The organism is Labilibaculum filiforme (assembly GCF_002843315.1).
GTDB classification, from domain to species: domain Bacteria; phylum Bacteroidota; class Bacteroidia; order Bacteroidales; family Marinifilaceae; genus Labilibaculum; species Labilibaculum filiforme.
This window is the reverse complement of sequence record NZ_MVDD01000020.1, coordinates 1-16754: the sequence shown is the minus strand read 5'-3', so window position 1 is coordinate 16754 and position 16754 is coordinate 1. Positions and strand designations below refer to the sequence as shown.

The 16754-nt window shown below is 34.4% G+C and carries 14 protein-coding genes and 2 tRNA genes; 5 read left to right on the top strand and 11 right to left on the bottom strand.

What is annotated here, in order from left to right:
* Positions 1-8 precede the first annotated feature (8 nt).
* From BZG02_RS17770 to BZG02_RS17755, 4 genes are all read right to left on the bottom strand, one after another.
* Positions 9-446: a CGGC domain-containing protein gene (locus BZG02_RS17770; RefSeq protein ID WP_101263135.1), complete on the bottom strand. Its 438-nt coding sequence runs from the start codon at positions 444-446 to the stop codon at positions 9-11.
* Between the two features lie 174 nt (positions 447-620).
* Entirely contained in the window at positions 621-1886 is a 1266-nt protein-coding gene (locus tag BZG02_RS17765) for a cation:proton antiporter domain-containing protein (RefSeq protein WP_101263098.1), read from the bottom strand.
* A gap of 2 nt (positions 1887-1888) precedes the next feature.
* Complete coding sequence (locus tag BZG02_RS17760; RefSeq protein WP_180335777.1) at positions 1889-2527, bottom strand: hypothetical protein; 639 nt, start codon at positions 2525-2527, stop codon at positions 1889-1891.
* Between the two features lie 75 nt (positions 2528-2602).
* Positions 2603-4984 carry an AAA family ATPase gene (locus tag BZG02_RS17755; protein ID WP_101263096.1) on the bottom strand — a complete coding sequence of 794 codons (2382 nt, stop codon included), beginning with the start codon at positions 4982-4984 and terminating at the stop codon, positions 2603-2605.
* A gap of 251 nt (positions 4985-5235) precedes the next feature.
* Here BZG02_RS17755 and BZG02_RS17750 point away from each other — a divergent pair, with 251 nt between their 5' ends.
* Entirely contained in the window at positions 5236-6663 is a 1428-nt protein-coding gene (locus BZG02_RS17750; RefSeq protein ID WP_101263095.1) for a bifunctional metallophosphatase/5'-nucleotidase, read from the top strand.
* Positions 6664-6724: 61 nt separating this feature from the next.
* On the opposite strand, the gene BZG02_RS17745 is transcribed toward BZG02_RS17750, so the two are convergent.
* On the bottom strand, positions 6725-7408 hold the full coding sequence (locus BZG02_RS17745) for a mechanosensitive ion channel family protein (protein ID WP_101263094.1): 684 nt from the start codon (positions 7406-7408) through the stop codon (positions 6725-6727).
* A 214-nt stretch (positions 7409-7622) separates the two neighbouring features.
* On the opposite strand from BZG02_RS17745, the gene BZG02_RS17740 reads away from it, so the two are divergent.
* Entirely contained in the window at positions 7623-8831 is a 1209-nt protein-coding gene (locus tag BZG02_RS17740; protein ID WP_180335776.1) for an acyloxyacyl hydrolase, read from the top strand.
* A 55-nt stretch (positions 8832-8886) separates the two neighbouring features.
* On the opposite strand, the gene BZG02_RS17735 is transcribed toward BZG02_RS17740, so the two are convergent.
* The 4 genes from BZG02_RS17735 to selD form a co-directional block, all read right to left on the bottom strand.
* Positions 8887-11127, bottom strand: coding sequence for a TonB-dependent receptor domain-containing protein (locus tag BZG02_RS17735; RefSeq protein WP_180335775.1), 2241 nt, complete (start codon positions 11125-11127; stop codon positions 8887-8889).
* A gap of 191 nt (positions 11128-11318) precedes the next feature.
* A complete protein-coding gene (locus BZG02_RS17730) occupies positions 11319-11693 on the bottom strand; it encodes a hypothetical protein (RefSeq protein ID WP_101263091.1) in 375 nt (124 codons plus the stop codon).
* Positions 11694-11858: 165 nt separating this feature from the next.
* Positions 11859-12200, bottom strand: coding sequence for a sulfurtransferase-like selenium metabolism protein YedF (yedF, locus tag BZG02_RS17725; protein ID WP_101263090.1), 342 nt, complete (start codon positions 12198-12200; stop codon positions 11859-11861).
* 5 nt (positions 12201-12205) lie between these two features.
* Complete coding sequence (gene selD, locus BZG02_RS17720; RefSeq protein ID WP_101263089.1) at positions 12206-13246, bottom strand: selenide, water dikinase SelD; 1041 nt, start codon at positions 13244-13246, stop codon at positions 12206-12208.
* Positions 13247-13470: 224 nt separating this feature from the next.
* Here selD and BZG02_RS17715 point away from each other — a divergent pair, with 224 nt between their 5' ends.
* On the top strand, positions 13471-14232 hold the full coding sequence (locus BZG02_RS17715) for a histidine phosphatase family protein (RefSeq protein WP_101263088.1): 762 nt from the start codon (positions 13471-13473) through the stop codon (positions 14230-14232).
* Between the two features lie 126 nt (positions 14233-14358).
* Here BZG02_RS17715 and BZG02_RS17710 read toward each other — a convergent pair whose 3' ends face one another.
* Together BZG02_RS17710 and BZG02_RS17705 are read right to left on the bottom strand one after the other, a co-directional pair.
* On the bottom strand, positions 14359-15000 hold the full coding sequence (locus BZG02_RS17710; RefSeq protein WP_101263087.1) for an O-methyltransferase: 642 nt from the start codon (positions 14998-15000) through the stop codon (positions 14359-14361).
* 2 nt (positions 15001-15002) lie between these two features.
* Positions 15003-16223 carry a M16 family metallopeptidase gene (locus BZG02_RS17705; RefSeq protein ID WP_101263086.1) on the bottom strand — a complete coding sequence of 407 codons (1221 nt, stop codon included), beginning with the start codon at positions 16221-16223 and terminating at the stop codon, positions 15003-15005.
* A gap of 126 nt (positions 16224-16349) precedes the next feature.
* Here BZG02_RS17705 and BZG02_RS17700 point away from each other — a divergent pair.
* Together BZG02_RS17700 and BZG02_RS17695 are read left to right on the top strand one after the other, a co-directional pair.
* Positions 16350-16422, top strand: a tRNA-Phe gene (locus BZG02_RS17700).
* Between the two features lie 29 nt (positions 16423-16451).
* A tRNA-Phe gene (locus BZG02_RS17695) sits at positions 16452-16524 on the top strand.
* The last annotated feature ends 230 nt before the right edge of the window (positions 16525-16754 follow it).

Below are 16754 nucleotides of genomic sequence, written 5' to 3'. Positions count from 1 at the left end.
CCTTATATTTAATCGTATTTCAATCTTAAATCGCTAGTAACTAATGTAGGTTGTATTAAACTTTGCCATTCATTAGTTCTCCAAGTTTCCATATTTTCATGCGTAATAAAATATTTTTGTGGAATAGGATGAGTTCCAACCACCACTTTTATTTTATACTTTTCCTCGATAAATTTCTTAAAATGAGAAACATATGGACAAGGAGGATAACCAACTACCAATCCTGTAGCAAGATGAATTGCTTCTACTCCATTTTTAATCATCTCTTCGGGAACATATTCAATATTACCCCCTGGACATCCTCCACAACTGGTATAGCCAACTATTTCTAAAGGATCTTCTTTTTTATAAATATCAAAAGCTCCTTCTCTATTCTGCATGGCTCTAAAACACTTACCACCAGCACAATTCCTATACCTATCACAAATTATTATCCCTATTTTCATATGATTATAATTTAAAGTTTTTGCCATATGGAACTTACCATGTTGGGATAATCATTTCCCTGTGTGTTAAAATTGCTTTGACATGGACGTTTCATAGGACAATCTCTTGTATTTAGTTATTGTATAATTTTCAAATTAGCATGCTTTGTAACGCGTTCAGTTCATCGGCTCTATTTATTTCACCTCATCAATACTTGGCGCTTTCCACTTTACGCTTTCCACTTTTCTACCCGAAGCAATGCTTATGGCAATGGAATTTCTATATTTATCGTAAATCATTGCAGCAGTCATAATTAAACTGGTTCCAATAATTACACAAAGTAATATTCCTGGTTCAAAACCAGCTATTTGTGCTTCGGCAGGAATGCTATAAAACAAAAGTACTGTTATTAAACCACGTGGTGCAATAAATAATTGTGGAAGAATATCCTTTCCCACAAAAATTCTAAGAATAATAAATCGTATCGCATAAATCGAAATCAAGATCAAAAAACTTATAATCGTTACATTTAAACTGAGCAAGGAGGAAACAGCTATTGAAAGACCAAAAATTACAAAGAAAAAGGTACGAACAACAAATGCAGTTTCTGCTGTAATTGTATGCAACTCGTGATAGATATGATGCGCTTTCTCGAAATCGATTAATTTGGAAAGTTTTCCTTTAAAGAAAAGTTTCATATTCGCAATCACCAAACCAAATATCAAGATAATAATAAGTGAAGAAAGGTGCATTTTTTTACCTAGTGCATACAATAATAAAAGCACTGCTATCAGTAAAAAAAGTTTCACCTGACTTTTTATTCGTTGAAAAATTAAAATAATAGCATAACTAGCTATTAATGAAATAATAATAGTTAACACTATATTTCCAGCAAATCCGGTTACACCGCTATCTTCGGCCGGATTTAGTTTTCCGGTTAAAAAATAAAACATCATAATTCCCATGATATCCGAAAAGGTACTTTCGTAGATATGAAATTCTTTTTTCCCTGCATTTAAACCAGTTACACTAGGAATAATAATTGCGCTAGAAAGAATAGACAATGGCGTAGCGTATAGCCATGCCGATTGCATAGTCATTTCGGGAATGAAATTATAAAGAATTAAAACAACCGCCCATGTTGATAAAATAAGACCAATTAATGCTACACCAAACGACTTTAAAATAGGAATTAATTTATCTCTTTTCAGTTCTAATTCAAGAGCCGCTTCTAAAACAATCATTATTAGTCCCACAATTCCCAATACTTCCAGTATCGGAAAAAAGTTTAAGGATTCGGCATTGAAATGTTTTAGTATATATTGCAAACCAACTCCCAATACGATAAGCATCAATACGGCAGGAATGTTTGTTTTTTTCGATAATCCGTTGAATAAAAAGGATAAAATAATGATTACAGATACTTCGATAATCAAATTATAGGATGAAATAATTTCCATGTTTACTTAAAGTTGTTGGTTACACTTGTCTCAATCTGTATTTCCTGTAAAAAGGCAGCTAAATCTTCGGAGGTAGCTCCATTTTCTAGCGTGTACTGAAATTTATATACTTGAGGATCTTCACTATTTTGAATAGTAGGTTTTTGATCGAAATCTAAAATTGGATTGTCAAATATCAAATTTAAAACCTGATCTTTTGTTAATGATGTATGTAAATAAAGAGTTTGTCTTAATTTGGTATTCACATTTGAGTTAATCGCAAAACCTAATCTTTCAATCGTAGTATAATTAATGAATCGTTCTCCATATTCTGCATTAATTATTAATCCGAAGGCTTGTAAACTTCTAACTTCTCCCTTAAAATCGCCAATGGTAATAAATGCACCTTTGCTCACCAATGGGTTTGCTTGAAAAAAAATACCACTCAGGTAGTTTTTAAGATAATAGAAAGCAAAAACACAAACAAAAATTAGGATAATGCTATGCGTAATACGATTAATAGAAATAAAGCCCAGCACTAATATTGCTATTGCAATGGGTTTATAGAATAGTAAACTTTTTCGTAAAAAGCTTATTATTTTTTTATTGGTCACGTTCTTTTTGGCAAATCGTTCTCCAATGTATTTAACTAGCTTCAGCATCCAATAGATGAATATAAGCAGTACAACCAGGCCAAATAAACCGCTCCAAGTGTATAATTTCTCTATATTTTCCATTTAGTTGAGTACTCCTCTGTATTTAAGAATTTCGTGAATATTGTGATACAACACCTGATTTAAGATGAGATTTCCCTCTGAATTTCGCAAAAATACTTTCGTATTGGTTAATCGTCTTAATCCAGATTTATAGGAACTATCGTATCGTTTTCCCAAAAAGTTTTTTAGTATTACTTCGTTAATGTGCTTATATAGTAACACATACTTAAGAATAATAGCCTCTTCGGGAGTAAAAAAATCTTCGAATTCGTATTCTTTTTCCTCAAAAACCACTTTATCGTCATCAGCTGTTGTAATGGCATAAGTCCATGCCTGTAATACTTCGCCAATATTATTATCGTAACTCCTACACAATTTCTGCACAATAAGTTCAAGTTGCTTGTTGGCTAAAGGGAGCCCATTTTCTGTCACCAGGTTTCGGTGCGAAGCATCGTGTCGCAATAAAATAGCTTTGTATATTTCGTCTGTTTTTGCTTTGTTTACATCAATTATGGAACTAAACGATCGGGAAAATGGCAATCTTCTATCGAGGTGCAACTGCATTGCTTTTGATGTTGTAATCACAACAAAAAAGTTATTCGACTCCGACTCCACAAATTGAATAGCCGCTCTAACATTATCCAATAAATTATTATTCTTATCGCGCCATAATTCCAAATTATCAATTACCAATAAAGGGCGTGAATTATAAGTATTTTTCTTAATGTATTGCAAAGCCTCGATCAAATTTTTTGAAGTTGCAAATTTTCTTCCCTCCACCTTAATAGTGCTGTTTGCTTCCAGAATAATACTTTGTTTTTTGAAATGATCGTTTGCAACACTTTCTATAAATGTCGACTTCCCACTTAAATTATTTCCAACCACTAGTACTGCTTTGCTGTGTCCTTTTTTCCATAAATTGATGGTTTCCATTAATTTTAACCGCTCCGTTTCTCGTGGAACAAGAAACAAATTTCCAATAAAATTTTTATTTAAAAAAAGTGTATCGTAGTGAATATTAGTTGCTTTTAAAGTTCTGTACTCGATACACCTTGACGAGTTTTCTAATTTTCTTAACGGATTATCCGAAGTGCTGATTTCATATTTTGTACTAAAAAAAGCAAAGGCTGTTTTCAATTTCCTTCGTAACTCGATTAGGTAATTATTTTTTGTGGAGGTAAGCTGCGTAAAAGAAGATTGTAAAGAAACCTTTAAAAAATCTTCCGAGCGATAAATATTAGCAACTAAAAAATCAATATTAAATTTTTCTTGTACCTCATTAATGATCCTTTGTTGTAAATTTTCGTTTGTATTGGCCGAATGCAAAAGATTTTGCAGACTTTGTATTTGAGAAGGAAGGGTTTCCAGCGTTTTATTATTTTTCAGTAAGGTTAAACTACTTTTTAGATTTAATAAACTGTGTTTATAGAAAGCCAGCAAATTCACCCTATTTTGCCATAGTTCGATTAAATCGGGAAGCAATACATAGTTAAGCCATTTTTTTGTAGCCTTATTAAAATCAATTTTTTTGATCAGCAATAAACCATCCTCGCTAGCAACAGGAATACTTTGTTCTTTAAGCACCGCAAGTTTCGCTTCAATCTCAAACGCGTAAGTTTCTTGTTGTGGATTGGTTACATCTAATTTATCCAGTATGGTTTCAATTAATGAAATGGCGTCCGAAATCTTAACATGTTCGTTTAAATTCTTAACAGAATCGATCAGCTTAGCTATGGTTTGTTTGGAAATCTCTAACTCATCGGTTAAAGTGGTACAAATTCCTTGTGTATGACTTTTTACATCTTTAAATACTAAAACAATTTCTGATAAAACAGCTGTTGATTTCTCAATTTCTCTTGCCTGATTTTGTATCGTTAAGAACTGTTTTTTATAAATATTCCATGGATTTTGCTGATGTACTGCTTTAGAAACAAGCTTCTTTCTTTTCCTATCGGGTTTCTGAAAAGCATTTTTCTCTGCCTCGATATTCTGAATAAAAGATTGAATCGCTTGTTGTAAAATTGCTTTCGACCAATTAAAATGATCCAGGATAGATTTTACCTCTACCAAAGACTCCTGTTTTTTTATTTTTGAAATTTGAAGTTGTAGAAGCACATCCCGATGAATCAACATTCTATCCTTAAACAATTCTGGTAAAACATAGTTTAGAATATAGCTTCCTGCAAAATCAAAATTCTTGTCGCCTCGTTTTTTTTGGGATTCCTGATCGCTTATGGTGATAAAAAAATTACATAAGTCTATAAATTGCACTAAAATTAAGCGAGAAAGACTCTCTGACTCGAGACTTTTATCTAATAAATTTAAGTAGTCCTCCAAACGTAATTTTAGAGCCTCCAAAACACCCAAACTATTCTCTTCCAGATCTTTCTTGATATCAGACATCATTTATTTTTAATCTATATTATTCATTGCAACACCAATACAATATAAGGATTCCATATTCATAAATTTTATATTCTATCTACTTTTTAGCCTAATTTTCAATTAAGTGAAAAGTAAACCTTACCAATTAAATCACTTATTGAAAATGTAATTTTAGCTCAAAAAAAGTCATCATTAATTTCTAATCATTGCGCTGAATTTGAATAGATCTTCAATTATTCTTAAATTTCCAATGAATAAAAAAAAATCTCATGTTTCGAAAATTCTTTCTGTTTGTCTTCCTTATTTCTAGTATCTCCCTTACCGCTCAAAAAGTAGAATTAGTGTACTTCACCGATGCTCACCAAATTTTTCCGCTTGAATCTGCGGATGGAGAACGAGGTGGTGTTGCTCGCTTAAAAACTGTTGCTGATAAAATTAGAAAGACAAATTCGAATACACTGGTAATTCATGGTGGAGATTTATGTGGTGGTGTTCTTTTTGGTGGCATGTACAAAGGTGAACCTATGATTGAAGCTTTTAATGATATTCCTGTTGATATTTGCAATTTTGGACAGCATGAATTTGATTTTGGAGCAAAACATACCATTCAACTTTTATCTAAATCCAAATCGAAGTGGTTTAGTTCTAACCTTAAAGACAGGGATGGCGAAGTTTTCGGGAGTCTGCCAGCTTATTTGCTGAAAAAAATCGGCGGTTTGCAAATCGGATTCATCGGACTAACAGATGCTATGAATACGAGTATTCATGATGATTTCGTGATTCAGGAAGATTTGTTTGTTGCTGTATCGCAGATTCTACCCAAAATGGGGAAACTTGATTTTTTGGTACTTATTACACAAACGGATTTAGAAACCAATAGGAAGTTATTGGAACAATTCCCCGAAATTGATTTGATTTTAACCGAAGAACAATACGAATATGAGAGCAATGTTTTTTATAAGGGAAGTATTCCTGTAGTAGCAACTGCCGGAAATATGAGTTCTGTGGCAAAAGTAAGTTTAGAAAAGAATAAAAAACCATTGGTCGAAATTATTCCTTTGAACCAGGAAATTGTTGCCGAAAAATATTTACGCGATATGGAACTGTATTATCAAAAAGATATGGAATTACAGTTGTCCGAAAAACTTGGTCGATTAGAAGTAGCACTTTCCGTAAAAGATGGAATTATCGGCGAAAGCCTAGCTGGGAATTTAATTGCTGATGCTTTTCGGGAGTGGCACAAATCCAATGTGGCAATTATTAATGGAGGAGGAATAAGAGCATCGATTCCTATTGGCAACCTCAGCTTAAAGTCGGTTCGATCGCTACTCCCTTTCGGGAACAAAGTTTGTCTAGTATTAATGAAGGGAACCGATTTAAAACAGCTCTTAAAAGAGAATGCCACCAATAAAAACGGCCAACTCCTGCAGGTTTCAGGAATTAATTATAAATATTCCCGGACAAACCAAGAAATTACTGTAGAAAGGAACGGAAAAGAATTAGACGATGAAGAATTGCTAAGTATTGCTTTGAATAGTTACAACTTAGGCAAGTTAAAAGGAGACTTTGAGATTTTGATTGATGAAAGCAATTCGAAGGCAATTGAGGATTTTGAGGCGCTAAAAGCTTACTGCAAAAAGCTAAAAGTAATTCACCCCGTTTTGGAGGAAAGAGTTATTCTTATAGAATCGAACTAATTTATTTAAACAAAAAAATCCGCCAGGCTACTTGCCTGGCGGAAACCGATTTCTATAACCTTTATTCTTTGCGACTATTTTTTTCCTCCTGCAATTTCTTTAATAAACTAGCCGCATATTCTTTCCCACCCAAGCCGAAGGCCAAGCCAAAAGCCAAACAAAAGGCGCCAAGTATTAACAAAAAGGCTATTGTAACAATATTCTCGGCAATATTCAGCTGACTTAAAACAATGAAAATAGTTAAAACAATAATGGCATAGTAAGTAATTTTCTCGATAAGATGAGAAGATGCTTCGTGCATATTTTTTAAGGTAACCGCAATCGCCTGAGAAACAAATTTGGCGGCATACAATCCCAATAGTAATATAAGAATTGATACAATTATATTAGGAATATATAATATAATCTGATTGAATAAGTCCTGAGCACTAGTGAGTTGCAATGTATTTAATGCAGCCATAATTACGAACAGCATAATAATCCAATAAATTAAGCTTCCAATTAAATCTACTGCAGTAATTTTTACACCTCCATCTTTCAGAAACTTTTCTACTCCCGACTTTTCGGTAAGCCAATTTAACTTGACCAACATCATTAGTTTAACAAAAATTCTTTTAATAAGTTTTGCAATTAGCCAACCTATTATAAGAACTATTATTGCTCCGATAATTTGAGGAATTGCTCTCGCAAATTCATTTAAAAACTGTTGTGAACTCTCTAATAAAACCTGAATTTGTTCTTTCATGATGTTAAATTATAAGTTAATACTAAGTTCTAATTGTCCTTACGTCAAGTGTTTGGTCAGCATCCCTATTATTGTAAATATATGATAATTATTATAATTTTTCTTCCTACTAGCAGCTTAAATATTCATCCAAAATATTAATTGTAAACGATTTACTAAATAATTAATTAGATTTGCATTTTTGCTTATGCTAAACATTATTTTATCCCCAAATATGAATTGTTCAATATTAAAATTCTTGCTAGTCCTTTTTATATGCTTGTGTGCAGAGAAATCGTTCTCACAAGATCAGGCGAAAGACTCAAAATATCAGTTTTTTGTTGAACCTGAACTAATGTTTGGCAAAACAGTTTCTAATTACAACGATTTTCCGAGTTCTAATGCTGTACGATCCATTTTTTTAAGCATAGGAATAAATGACACTCGCAATATTCACAGCAGTAAATACTATCATCAACCAACAACAGGCATAAGTTTATCCTATTCAAATTTTGGAAATGACTCGATTCTTGGGAAAGCATATGGCATTATGCCATTTATCATGTTTCGACCATGGGGAAACCATCAAAAAGCGTGGTCGCTAAAATTTGGAATTGGGGGAAGCTACTTTACCAAAACATTTGAAGACAGCGAACAAAATTTGGCAATTGGATCGAATCTCACCTGGTCTTTTCAGGCTTTTTTATACCGAGAATTATTTACTCTGAATCGAATGAAATTTCGATTAGGAGCTGGCTACCTGCATAGTTCAAACGGACACACGAAACTACCTAATATGGGCTTAAACTCGGCACAAGTAAGTCTTTCGTGCCAATTAAATTCCAAGCCATTAACTTCTCAAAAAAGAGATGTGTATTTGGGGACCGATGCGGACTTAAACCGAAGGTATTTTATTACTATTCGAACCGGATTGGGAATTCATGAATATGGAGGAAAAAGTAAACCAATAGGTGGCGACAAAGGCAATGTATATGCTAGTGCTTTAAGCGGTGGTATTCTATTTAAACAACACCTAAAAGTAAGAGCCGGTTTCACTTATCGATTTTACGAACATTACTACGATCAAATTAAAATAAACGAGGATTCCGATTATGCAGATTCACCAAACTGGAATGCATCCAATATCTATTTTCATTTGGGAAGTGAATTTTTAATCGGCCACTTTGGGTTGGATATTGAAGGTGGTTTGAATTTATACAAACCCTATTACAAAGAATATTATAAAACCTATGGAGGCAGTTCCAGCGAATTAAAATACAAGTTGAAAAAATATTTCTCGAGTCGCATGGGACTTAATTTCTATTTCGTAAACACCAATAAATTGCCAAAGAATAACTTTTTTATTGGAGCAAACATCAATGCAAATTTCGGTCAAGCCGATTTTTCGGAATTGTGTTTTGGATACACCCACACTTTTTTATAAATAAAAATTGTAGATGAAGTATTCGCCTCATCTACAATTAAAAACTTGCTTTTTTTTACATCAAATTAATAGTTAAAGTAAGATAATAACTGCGCCCAGGAGCATAAATTGCCTGATTACTACTCACTACCGATCGGTTAAGATGCTCGTAATAAGCCTCATCGAAAACATTTCTTACACCACCCATTAAGCTCAACTTTTCCGAAAAATTGTAGCTTGCTTTTATACTTGCAATAGTAAACGAAGGCGTTTCGCTTTCGCCAAAATTGCTTGCAATCCTATTTTGTTGTAAGGCATGTCGAACCGTAATTTCGGGATGAAATTTACCATTACAAAACGTTCCACCCAAGGCATATCTTAAATCCATTGGTGGAATTTCGGGTAAGGCAGTATTTGCATCCTTATTTTTTCCGTATGTATAAGCAATATTTAGTTGATGATAAATGGAGGCACTAACTTTCTGATACCAAAAAACTTCAAATCCTCTTAGTACAGCTTTATCGATATTATAGTATTGCTTCACACCAGGAGCTGTTGCCAATCGAGGCGACAAATCGTCTCTTATTCGGGCACTAATATAATCGTTAAGTACCGATGCAAACAAGTTAATTCCTAATTCCGATCGCTCCGTTTTCCATGTAAAGTTATAGTCTAGCTGATAATTAACCTCCGATTTTAAATTGGTATTCCCAATTCGTTCGTAAGCATCCACATCAACAGGCAAAAAATTAATAAAACGCTCGGTTAAACTTCCACTTCGTTCCGCTCTTCCCAACCATAAGCCCATTCGAACCTGTTCCGACACATCACGAGTAGCACCAATACTTGCCGACAAGTTTAGTTTGTTATCCGGATTTTTCTCGTTAACTCCTGTAAATTCTGAAGTTTTTTCTCTACTCTTTGCACTATTGTGCTCGAGGCGACTAGAGGCAACAAAGAAGAACTCATTCCAAGAAAAATGATATTCGCCAAAAAGCGCCATTTTAGAAATTTTACTATCCTGCCAAATATTATCCTGTAAAGTTTTTCCGGCCATGGGTCCCATTAACATTTCGCGAGTACGATTCCCTTCCGCTTCTTCGGCCTTGTAATCGATACCTGCAAAAAGAGAAGTGCGCTTTAATTGAAAGCTTGCCTCTGATCGTCCACCATAGTTTTTTGTTTTAGCCAAAGTAATGGCATTTACCATTCTTGGATTCAAATCTTTGGTTAAATTATCCATGCTATGATCCACAAAAGAACCATAAAAAGAAGTAGATAAAGAGCTAATTCCAGAATTCTTAAAAGTGATTTTATGTGCAAGATTTACTAAATAGGTATCATCTTCTCGTAAATCCATATTCAAAGCCGGAAAATCGACATCCTTAGCAAAGTTGTTATTTGCAGATAGTTTAATACTCTGATTATCGGACAATTTAAAAACACTACTTATACCAATATTACGCCGATTAAAGCCCGAAGGAGTTTTAGCTCCATTTCCGTCTTCATAATCGTCACCCTCGCTATATGCAGCATAAACCCCAAAATTGTAAAAATCCCCTTTTGCTCCAGCCAGTGCCTCTGTACGAAAAATATTTCCATTACTTTCGTAACTTCCACTTGCCCTACCAAAAGCTTTTGTAGCTTCGCTAAAACTTGCTGGTGCCGATTTAAAATGGATACTTCCCCCAAAAGCATTTCCAAATCGAAGGGAGTGTGGCCCTTTTATAATTTCTACTTGCTCGACCATGCTCATTGGAATTTGACTTGCGGGTGGATCCATTCGGTTTGGACAAGCTGCTGATGCACTCAATCCATTATCCATAACAAGATTTAACTGATCGTATTTAAAGCCACGCAATACAGGATCGAAACCATAGCTTCCACTTTTTCGGATGCCTCCAATCATAGCACTCTGACTTAAAAAGTCACCTGCATCGTGCGATAATTTGTCGCTGGTGCGAACTTTCATAATGTCGCTTTTTGCTTTACGATCTGTTCTCGCAATTACGGTAGCTGGCAGCAAAGAAATGTACGACTGCGTGAGTACTAATACTCCACTCTCTATTGCTTCGCGTAATACTTCGCTTTCAATTTCAAGCTTTCCATAGTTTACATGAGAAAGATGAAGTTTTTCAGCAGGAACAAATTCTAGTGCAATTTCGCCACTTAAAGTGCTTGTTCCTTTTTGATTTTGATACACGAAGTGAGCATAAGAAATTGCTTCGCCCGTATCGGCATCCTGTAATTTTATTCTTTGTTGTGAATACGCTTGCATCCCAAGTAGCAGGAAGCAGACGATAAGAATTTTTTTCATTCCTGTCTGTTTAAAATTCATAATGTACCCGATTAGTCGTTTAAATATAATCGCGCAAATACAATACAAATCTGCCAATAGCAGAAGGTGTATAGTGAATTACCAATTCATTGTTTAACAAGTAATAAGCAACAAATGAACTACCTATCCATTTAAACGGGTAGAAAAAGCTCTGTTTTTATTACTATCTATTAACCATGTATTTTGGGAGGATGAAAAATATCGAAGGTATTTTGAATAGAGTACAATGGCTCCTCATAAATCAATCGTTTTTCGGAGCTTGAAATTGCATTTGAAAGCTTAGTAATAAGAATATTCTGAAAAAACAATTGATACTCTTTTTCGGAAATTTGTTTGTCTTTTGAAGTGTCCTCTTCGTGTTGCTGAATTTGCTTTTTTAAGTGACACTTTCCGTTGCACTTCATTTCAGGCTTATCTTTATTGGTACAAATAGTCGCAAAAAACTCCTGATTTATTTTAAAATTCACGGTAATAAGTACCACTTCAAAACTTTGAAAGCAGAATACAAAAAGAAGTAAATAGGTAAATAATTTATTCAGGAGCATAAAAAAAGACATTTGCGTATTAAATATACAAAGCTTTATGTAATCTACCTTAGGGAATGTATTTAAAATTAAAAAAATGTATGCGACTCGTAGCTGTAATCCAAAAATAAAAGAGCTCATCTGAAATACAGACAAGCTCTTTTTGTATCTTTTAGAAAAGGAATTTTACAAATTAATTACCTTATCGGCATCCGCCTGAAGTGTAATAATATCAGGCATACTGCCTACAATTCCAACTTTCATTTTATCCGTTAAACTGAAATGATCCAAACAAGTTTTGCAAGCAACCAATTGCACTCCTTTTTTGCTTAAATTTTGCAAAGCCTCCAAAGCAGGTGAGTTTTCACAGATTAATTTAACCCCAGCATTATAAAAAACAATAATTTTAGGAGTTCGTCCATCTGCATCTAAAAGTTTAAAGTAGTTGGTTATTAATTTCAAACCCAATTCTTCGCTTCCAGTTCCCATTCCATGTTGAGTTACCTGGATTAATGTATTTCGTTGCATAATTTTTATTTAACACTTATGTAAGGTGCATTTGAATTTGTACGCTCCACCATTCTTCCTATCGGATTTAGATCAAATCCTTCGCTTTTTGCTAAAGCTATAAATTCAGTAATGTGATTATCGTCGACAGCCACCAATAATCCACCACTAGTTTGCGGATCGCAAAGCAAAGATTTTTGATCTTCGGTAATCGCTCCAATTAAATGTCCGTAAGAAGCCCAGTTTCGTCTGGTTCCTCCTGGTGTGCATCCTTGTTTAATTAGTTCTTCAACCCCATCAATTTTAGGAACTGCTTTGTAATTAATTTCGGCATTTACCTTACTGCCTTCGCAGATTTCGCCCAAATGTCCTAGCAAACCAAAACCGGTAACATCCGTCATCGATTTGATATAAGTTTGTTCGCCAAAAACAATTCCAACTTTATTAAGCGTGCACATTAAATCTACAACCATTTTATTGTTTTCGTGTGCAATTAATTGCTTCTTTTCAGCTGTTGTAAGCACGCCAATTCCTAGTGGTTTAGTAAGGAATAAAGTACAATTTGGAGTTGCAGTATTGTTTTTCTTAACTCGATCGGCAGCTACAATTCCGTTTACCGATAAACCAAAAACTGGATCGGAAATATCGATAGAATGACCACCTGCCAATTGAATTCCGGCATCGGCACAAACATCGCGAGCACCTTCTACCACTTTTTGAGCAATTTCGGTTGACAATTTTTCCAAAGGCCATGCTAAAATTGCCAATGCCATAATTGGTTTTCCGCCCATTGCATAAATATCGCTAATAGCATTCGTAGCTGCAATTCGCCCAAAATCGTATGGATCATCAACAATTGGAGTGAAAAAATCGGTAGTACTAATTAAAGCTTGCCCATTTCCTAAATCGTAAACTGCAGCATCATCTTTCGTATCGTTACCAACCAACATTCGCGGGTTAGGTATAGCCGTACTACTGCTTTTAAGAATACATTCCAGGTCTTTAGGAGATATTTTACACCCACAGCCTGCGCCAGGACTAAATTGAGTTAATTTTTTTGTTTCCATATTGTTTTTGAATCTAATAAAACGGTACAAAGATATTACTTTTTATGCTTTTCTCGTACCTAATTATGAGCTTTATTGTTAAAAATTACACAATCAACTAAGCAAGAAATAAAGAGGTTCATCGCGCATTCTGAAAACTGTTCCTTCCTAATATCAATTAATAATTGCTAATTTTGACTTTACTTTATTTCAAAACCAAAAACTTGATAAGAATTACTAATAGCATGAAAGCATTTCTAGTATTCATTCTAGGATTTTTTATTATAGGATGTTCAACTCCGTGCAATTTCTTAAAAAAGAAATCATCGATCGATCAACATTCTGTGGTAAAATGCGAAACGTTCACTTGCATTAACGAAGTAGATTCAACTTTTCAAGATAGCTTATTGCAACAAGGAAAAAGAATGCTGCAAATTTATTTAATTCGCCATGCAAAACCCAATGTAAAAAAGAATTGGTTCTACTCTGCAGCTGAAGCCAAACAGTATGTAATCGATTATAATTCGGTACCAATTATTCCCTTCGATTCTTCTCTAGTATCCGTAAACTTAGGTCCCAACCATACCATTTATTGTTCGAGCCTACCAAGATCGCAGGAAACTGCTTTAAAAATGTTTAGCGACAAGTACCCTATAGTTTCTGACTCTATTTTTCGGGAGTTTGAAATTAGAATGATCACTGCAAATAGTTTCTTTAAAATGCCACTTGCAATATGGCAGGCATTTAGTCGCGGAAGCTGGATACTTGGTTTTAATCATCGAGGCATCGAAAGCCATAAAGAAGCTAAACTTAGGGCACTACAAGCTTCAGAAAACTTAATAAAAGTTGCACATAAGGAGGAAACCGCTATTTTAGTTGCCCATGGCATGCTAAATGGCGCTATTGAAAGCGAATTAAAGAAAAAAGGATGGAACCTACTTCAAAAACAAGGTCATGTAAACCTCGGCGCCACCATTCTTGTTAAAATTGTGGATAGTAATAAATGATAATTGAAAAAGTATTTTTTAGTTAAACACCCCTCTCCCTTTCGGGATCGCCCCTTAAATAGCGAGAATTCTATTTTTCTTGTATTGAAACGTATCGTTTTCTCCTTTTAGCTTTCTGCTTTGAACTTATTTTTTTCGAATCATCATTAGTCCGTGACGAATAGGAAGAATCAAATTCTCGACGCGAGTATCCTCTTGAATAAAATGATTAAAATCAATAATTCCCTGAGTTTGCTTATCGTTGTTTTCAATTTCTTCCACCACTTTTCCATCCCACAAAACATCATCGGCTAAAACAAAAGCACCTTTGTTTAGCTTCGGGAATATAGCCTCGAAATATTCGATATATTGGCGTTTATCCGCATCAATAAATACAAGATCAAAATTTTCATTTAATTTTGGAATAATATCCAACGCATCCCCAATATGAAAATGAATGCGATCCTCGAATCCGGATCGTTTAAAGTATTTGCGAGTAAATTGTTCCAGTTCATCGTTGCAATCAATGGTATGAATAATACAATCCTCACTCGTTCCCATTGCCATGCTTATTGCCGAATATCCGGTATAGGTTCCAATTTCCAGAATGCGCAACGGACGAATCATTTGGCAAGTCATTTTTAGGAATTTTCCCTGAAGATGACCCGACAACATTCTAGGCCGAAGCATTTTAACATGTGTTTCACGAGTCAAATCCTTTAATACAGAATCTTCCGCCTCACTATGTTTCAATATATAATCTTCCAATTCTTTATTAACTTCTATCATGCTTATTTATACATCAATGTGCTTAATAAATCTTTATTAAGAATTTCGTTGGCAACCTCGAGCAATTCTTCGGCAGTAATACTTTCTACCTTTTGATACAGTTCTTCTAAGGAATCAATACGATTATACAGCAGAAAACTTTTCCCAATACTGAGCATTAAATTTTCATTATTTTCAGAAGATATAGCAATTTGCCCGATCATCTGATTTTTTGCTCTTGTAAGCTGGCCTGGACCAAGTTTTTTGGTGCAAAGCAATTCCATTTCTTTATTGATTAAAGAAAGGCATTTATCCAAATTTCCTTTATCAGTACCAAAATAGATACTAAAAACACCAGTATCGGCATATGGCGTATAATTTGCTTCAATATTATATGCCAATCCATGTCGCTCCCGAAGCGATAAATTTAAACGAGAATTCATGCCCGGCCCTCCAAGAATATTGGTAAGCAAAGATAGTGGAATTCGTTTTTCGTCATTTAAATCGTAGGCAATATTTCCCATCACACAATGCCTCTGATAAGTTTTCTTAATCATTGTTTGCGTGCGGGCTTCGTACGAATTCGGCTTTTTTCTTTCGGTGGTACGGATACTCTCAGGAATCGACCCAAAGAATTTCTCAACCATTTTCACCAATTTGTTAAATTTAATGTTCCCAACAGAACTAATCACAATTTGGTCGGTATGGTAATTATTCTTAATAAAATTAAGAATATCATTACGTTTAAACTTTTTAATATGCTTTGGAGTTCCCAAAATATTTCGACCAATAGGATCATCTTTAAAAATTAATTCTTCAAAATCATCAAAGATTAATTCAGACGGAGAATCCTTGTAGGAATTAATTTCATCCAAAATTACTTCCTTTTCTTTCTCTAACTCCTTTTCGGGAAAAACCGAATTGAATGTAATATCACTAATAAGCTCTAAAGCTCTTTTATAATCTTTATCAAGAAAAGTTGTGTAAACACAGGTTTCCTCCTTGGTAGTATAGGCATTTAATTCCCCACCCACATCTTCCATTCTGCTTAGAATATGATAGGCCTTCCGTTTTGTGGTCCCTTTAAACACAACATGCTCTATATAGTGAGCAATTCCCCATTCCTCCTCTTTTTCATCACGCGATCCAGTATTTAAAATAATTCCACAGTGTGCAACATTTGCATTCACAGCGTGGTGAATTAGTCGTATACCATTTGATAATGTGTGAGTTTCGAATATCATATCTATTTTTATTAGGACGCAAAGGTAACAAGAAGTTTAGATTCCTTTAAAATTCCTCTCTAATTTTATTGATTTTATTTGGTGATTTTATTTTTTTGCGTACTTTTGCATCGCTCAAGTAAAGAGGGTACCATAGCTCAGTTGGTAGAGCAATGGACTGAAAATCCATGTGTCCCTGGTTCGATTCCAGGTGGTACCACATCCTTTTTCTTTTGAGTACACCAATAGGGTACCATAGCTCAGTTGGTAGAGCAATGGACTGAAAATCCATGTGTCCCTGGTTCGATTCCAGGTGGTACCACAAAAAAACCGATCATATGATCGGTTTTTTTTTGCTTAAAATTAAAATGTGGATTTGGGGATCAATTCAAATATCAGGTGGAGTAAGATTTTTTAAGCATATATTTGGATCAATTCGAATATCAGGTGGAGTAAGATTTTTTAAGCATATATTTTAGCGACTCTAAAAAGGAAGAAGTTAATATCCCTCACCCCTCTAAGTGATGCTCTGAATGCTTTCAGTTTTGCATT

Coding starts and splice junctions, on each gene's coding strand:
- BZG02_RS17750 (WP_101263095.1), top strand. CDS start 5,236: ATGTTTCGAAAATTCTTTCTGTTTGTCTTCCTTATTTCTAGTATCTCC.
- BZG02_RS17735 (WP_180335775.1), bottom strand. CDS start 11,127: ATGAAAAAAATTCTTATCGTCTGCTTCCTGCTACTTGGGATGCAAGCG.
- BZG02_RS17710 (WP_101263087.1), bottom strand. CDS start 15,000: ATGATAGAAGTTAATAAAGAATTGGAAGATTATATATTGAAACATAGT.
- BZG02_RS17765 (WP_101263098.1), bottom strand. CDS start 1,886: ATGGAAATTATTTCATCCTATAATTTGATTATCGAAGTATCTGTAATC.
- selD (WP_101263089.1), bottom strand. CDS start 13,246: ATGGAAACAAAAAAATTAACTCAATTTAGTCCTGGCGCAGGCTGTGGG.
- BZG02_RS17730 (WP_101263091.1), bottom strand. CDS start 11,693: ATGCTCCTGAATAAATTATTTACCTATTTACTTCTTTTTGTATTCTGC.
- BZG02_RS17755 (WP_101263096.1), bottom strand. CDS start 4,984: ATGTCTGATATCAAGAAAGATCTGGAAGAGAATAGTTTGGGTGTTTTG.
- BZG02_RS17760 (WP_180335777.1), bottom strand. CDS start 2,527: ATGCTGAAGCTAGTTAAATACATTGGAGAACGATTTGCCAAAAAGAAC.
- yedF (WP_101263090.1), bottom strand. CDS start 12,200: ATGCAACGAAATACATTAATCCAGGTAACTCAACATGGAATGGGAACT.
- BZG02_RS17740 (WP_180335776.1), top strand. CDS start 7,623: ATGAATTGTTCAATATTAAAATTCTTGCTAGTCCTTTTTATATGCTTG.
- BZG02_RS17705 (WP_101263086.1), bottom strand. CDS start 16,223: ATGATATTCGAAACTCACACATTATCAAATGGTATACGACTAATTCAC.
- BZG02_RS17745 (WP_101263094.1), bottom strand. CDS start 7,408: ATGAAAGAACAAATTCAGGTTTTATTAGAGAGTTCACAACAGTTTTTA.
- BZG02_RS17715 (WP_101263088.1), top strand. CDS start 13,471: ATGAAAGCATTTCTAGTATTCATTCTAGGATTTTTTATTATAGGATGT.
- BZG02_RS17770 (WP_101263135.1), bottom strand. CDS start 446: ATGAAAATAGGGATAATAATTTGTGATAGGTATAGGAATTGTGCTGGT.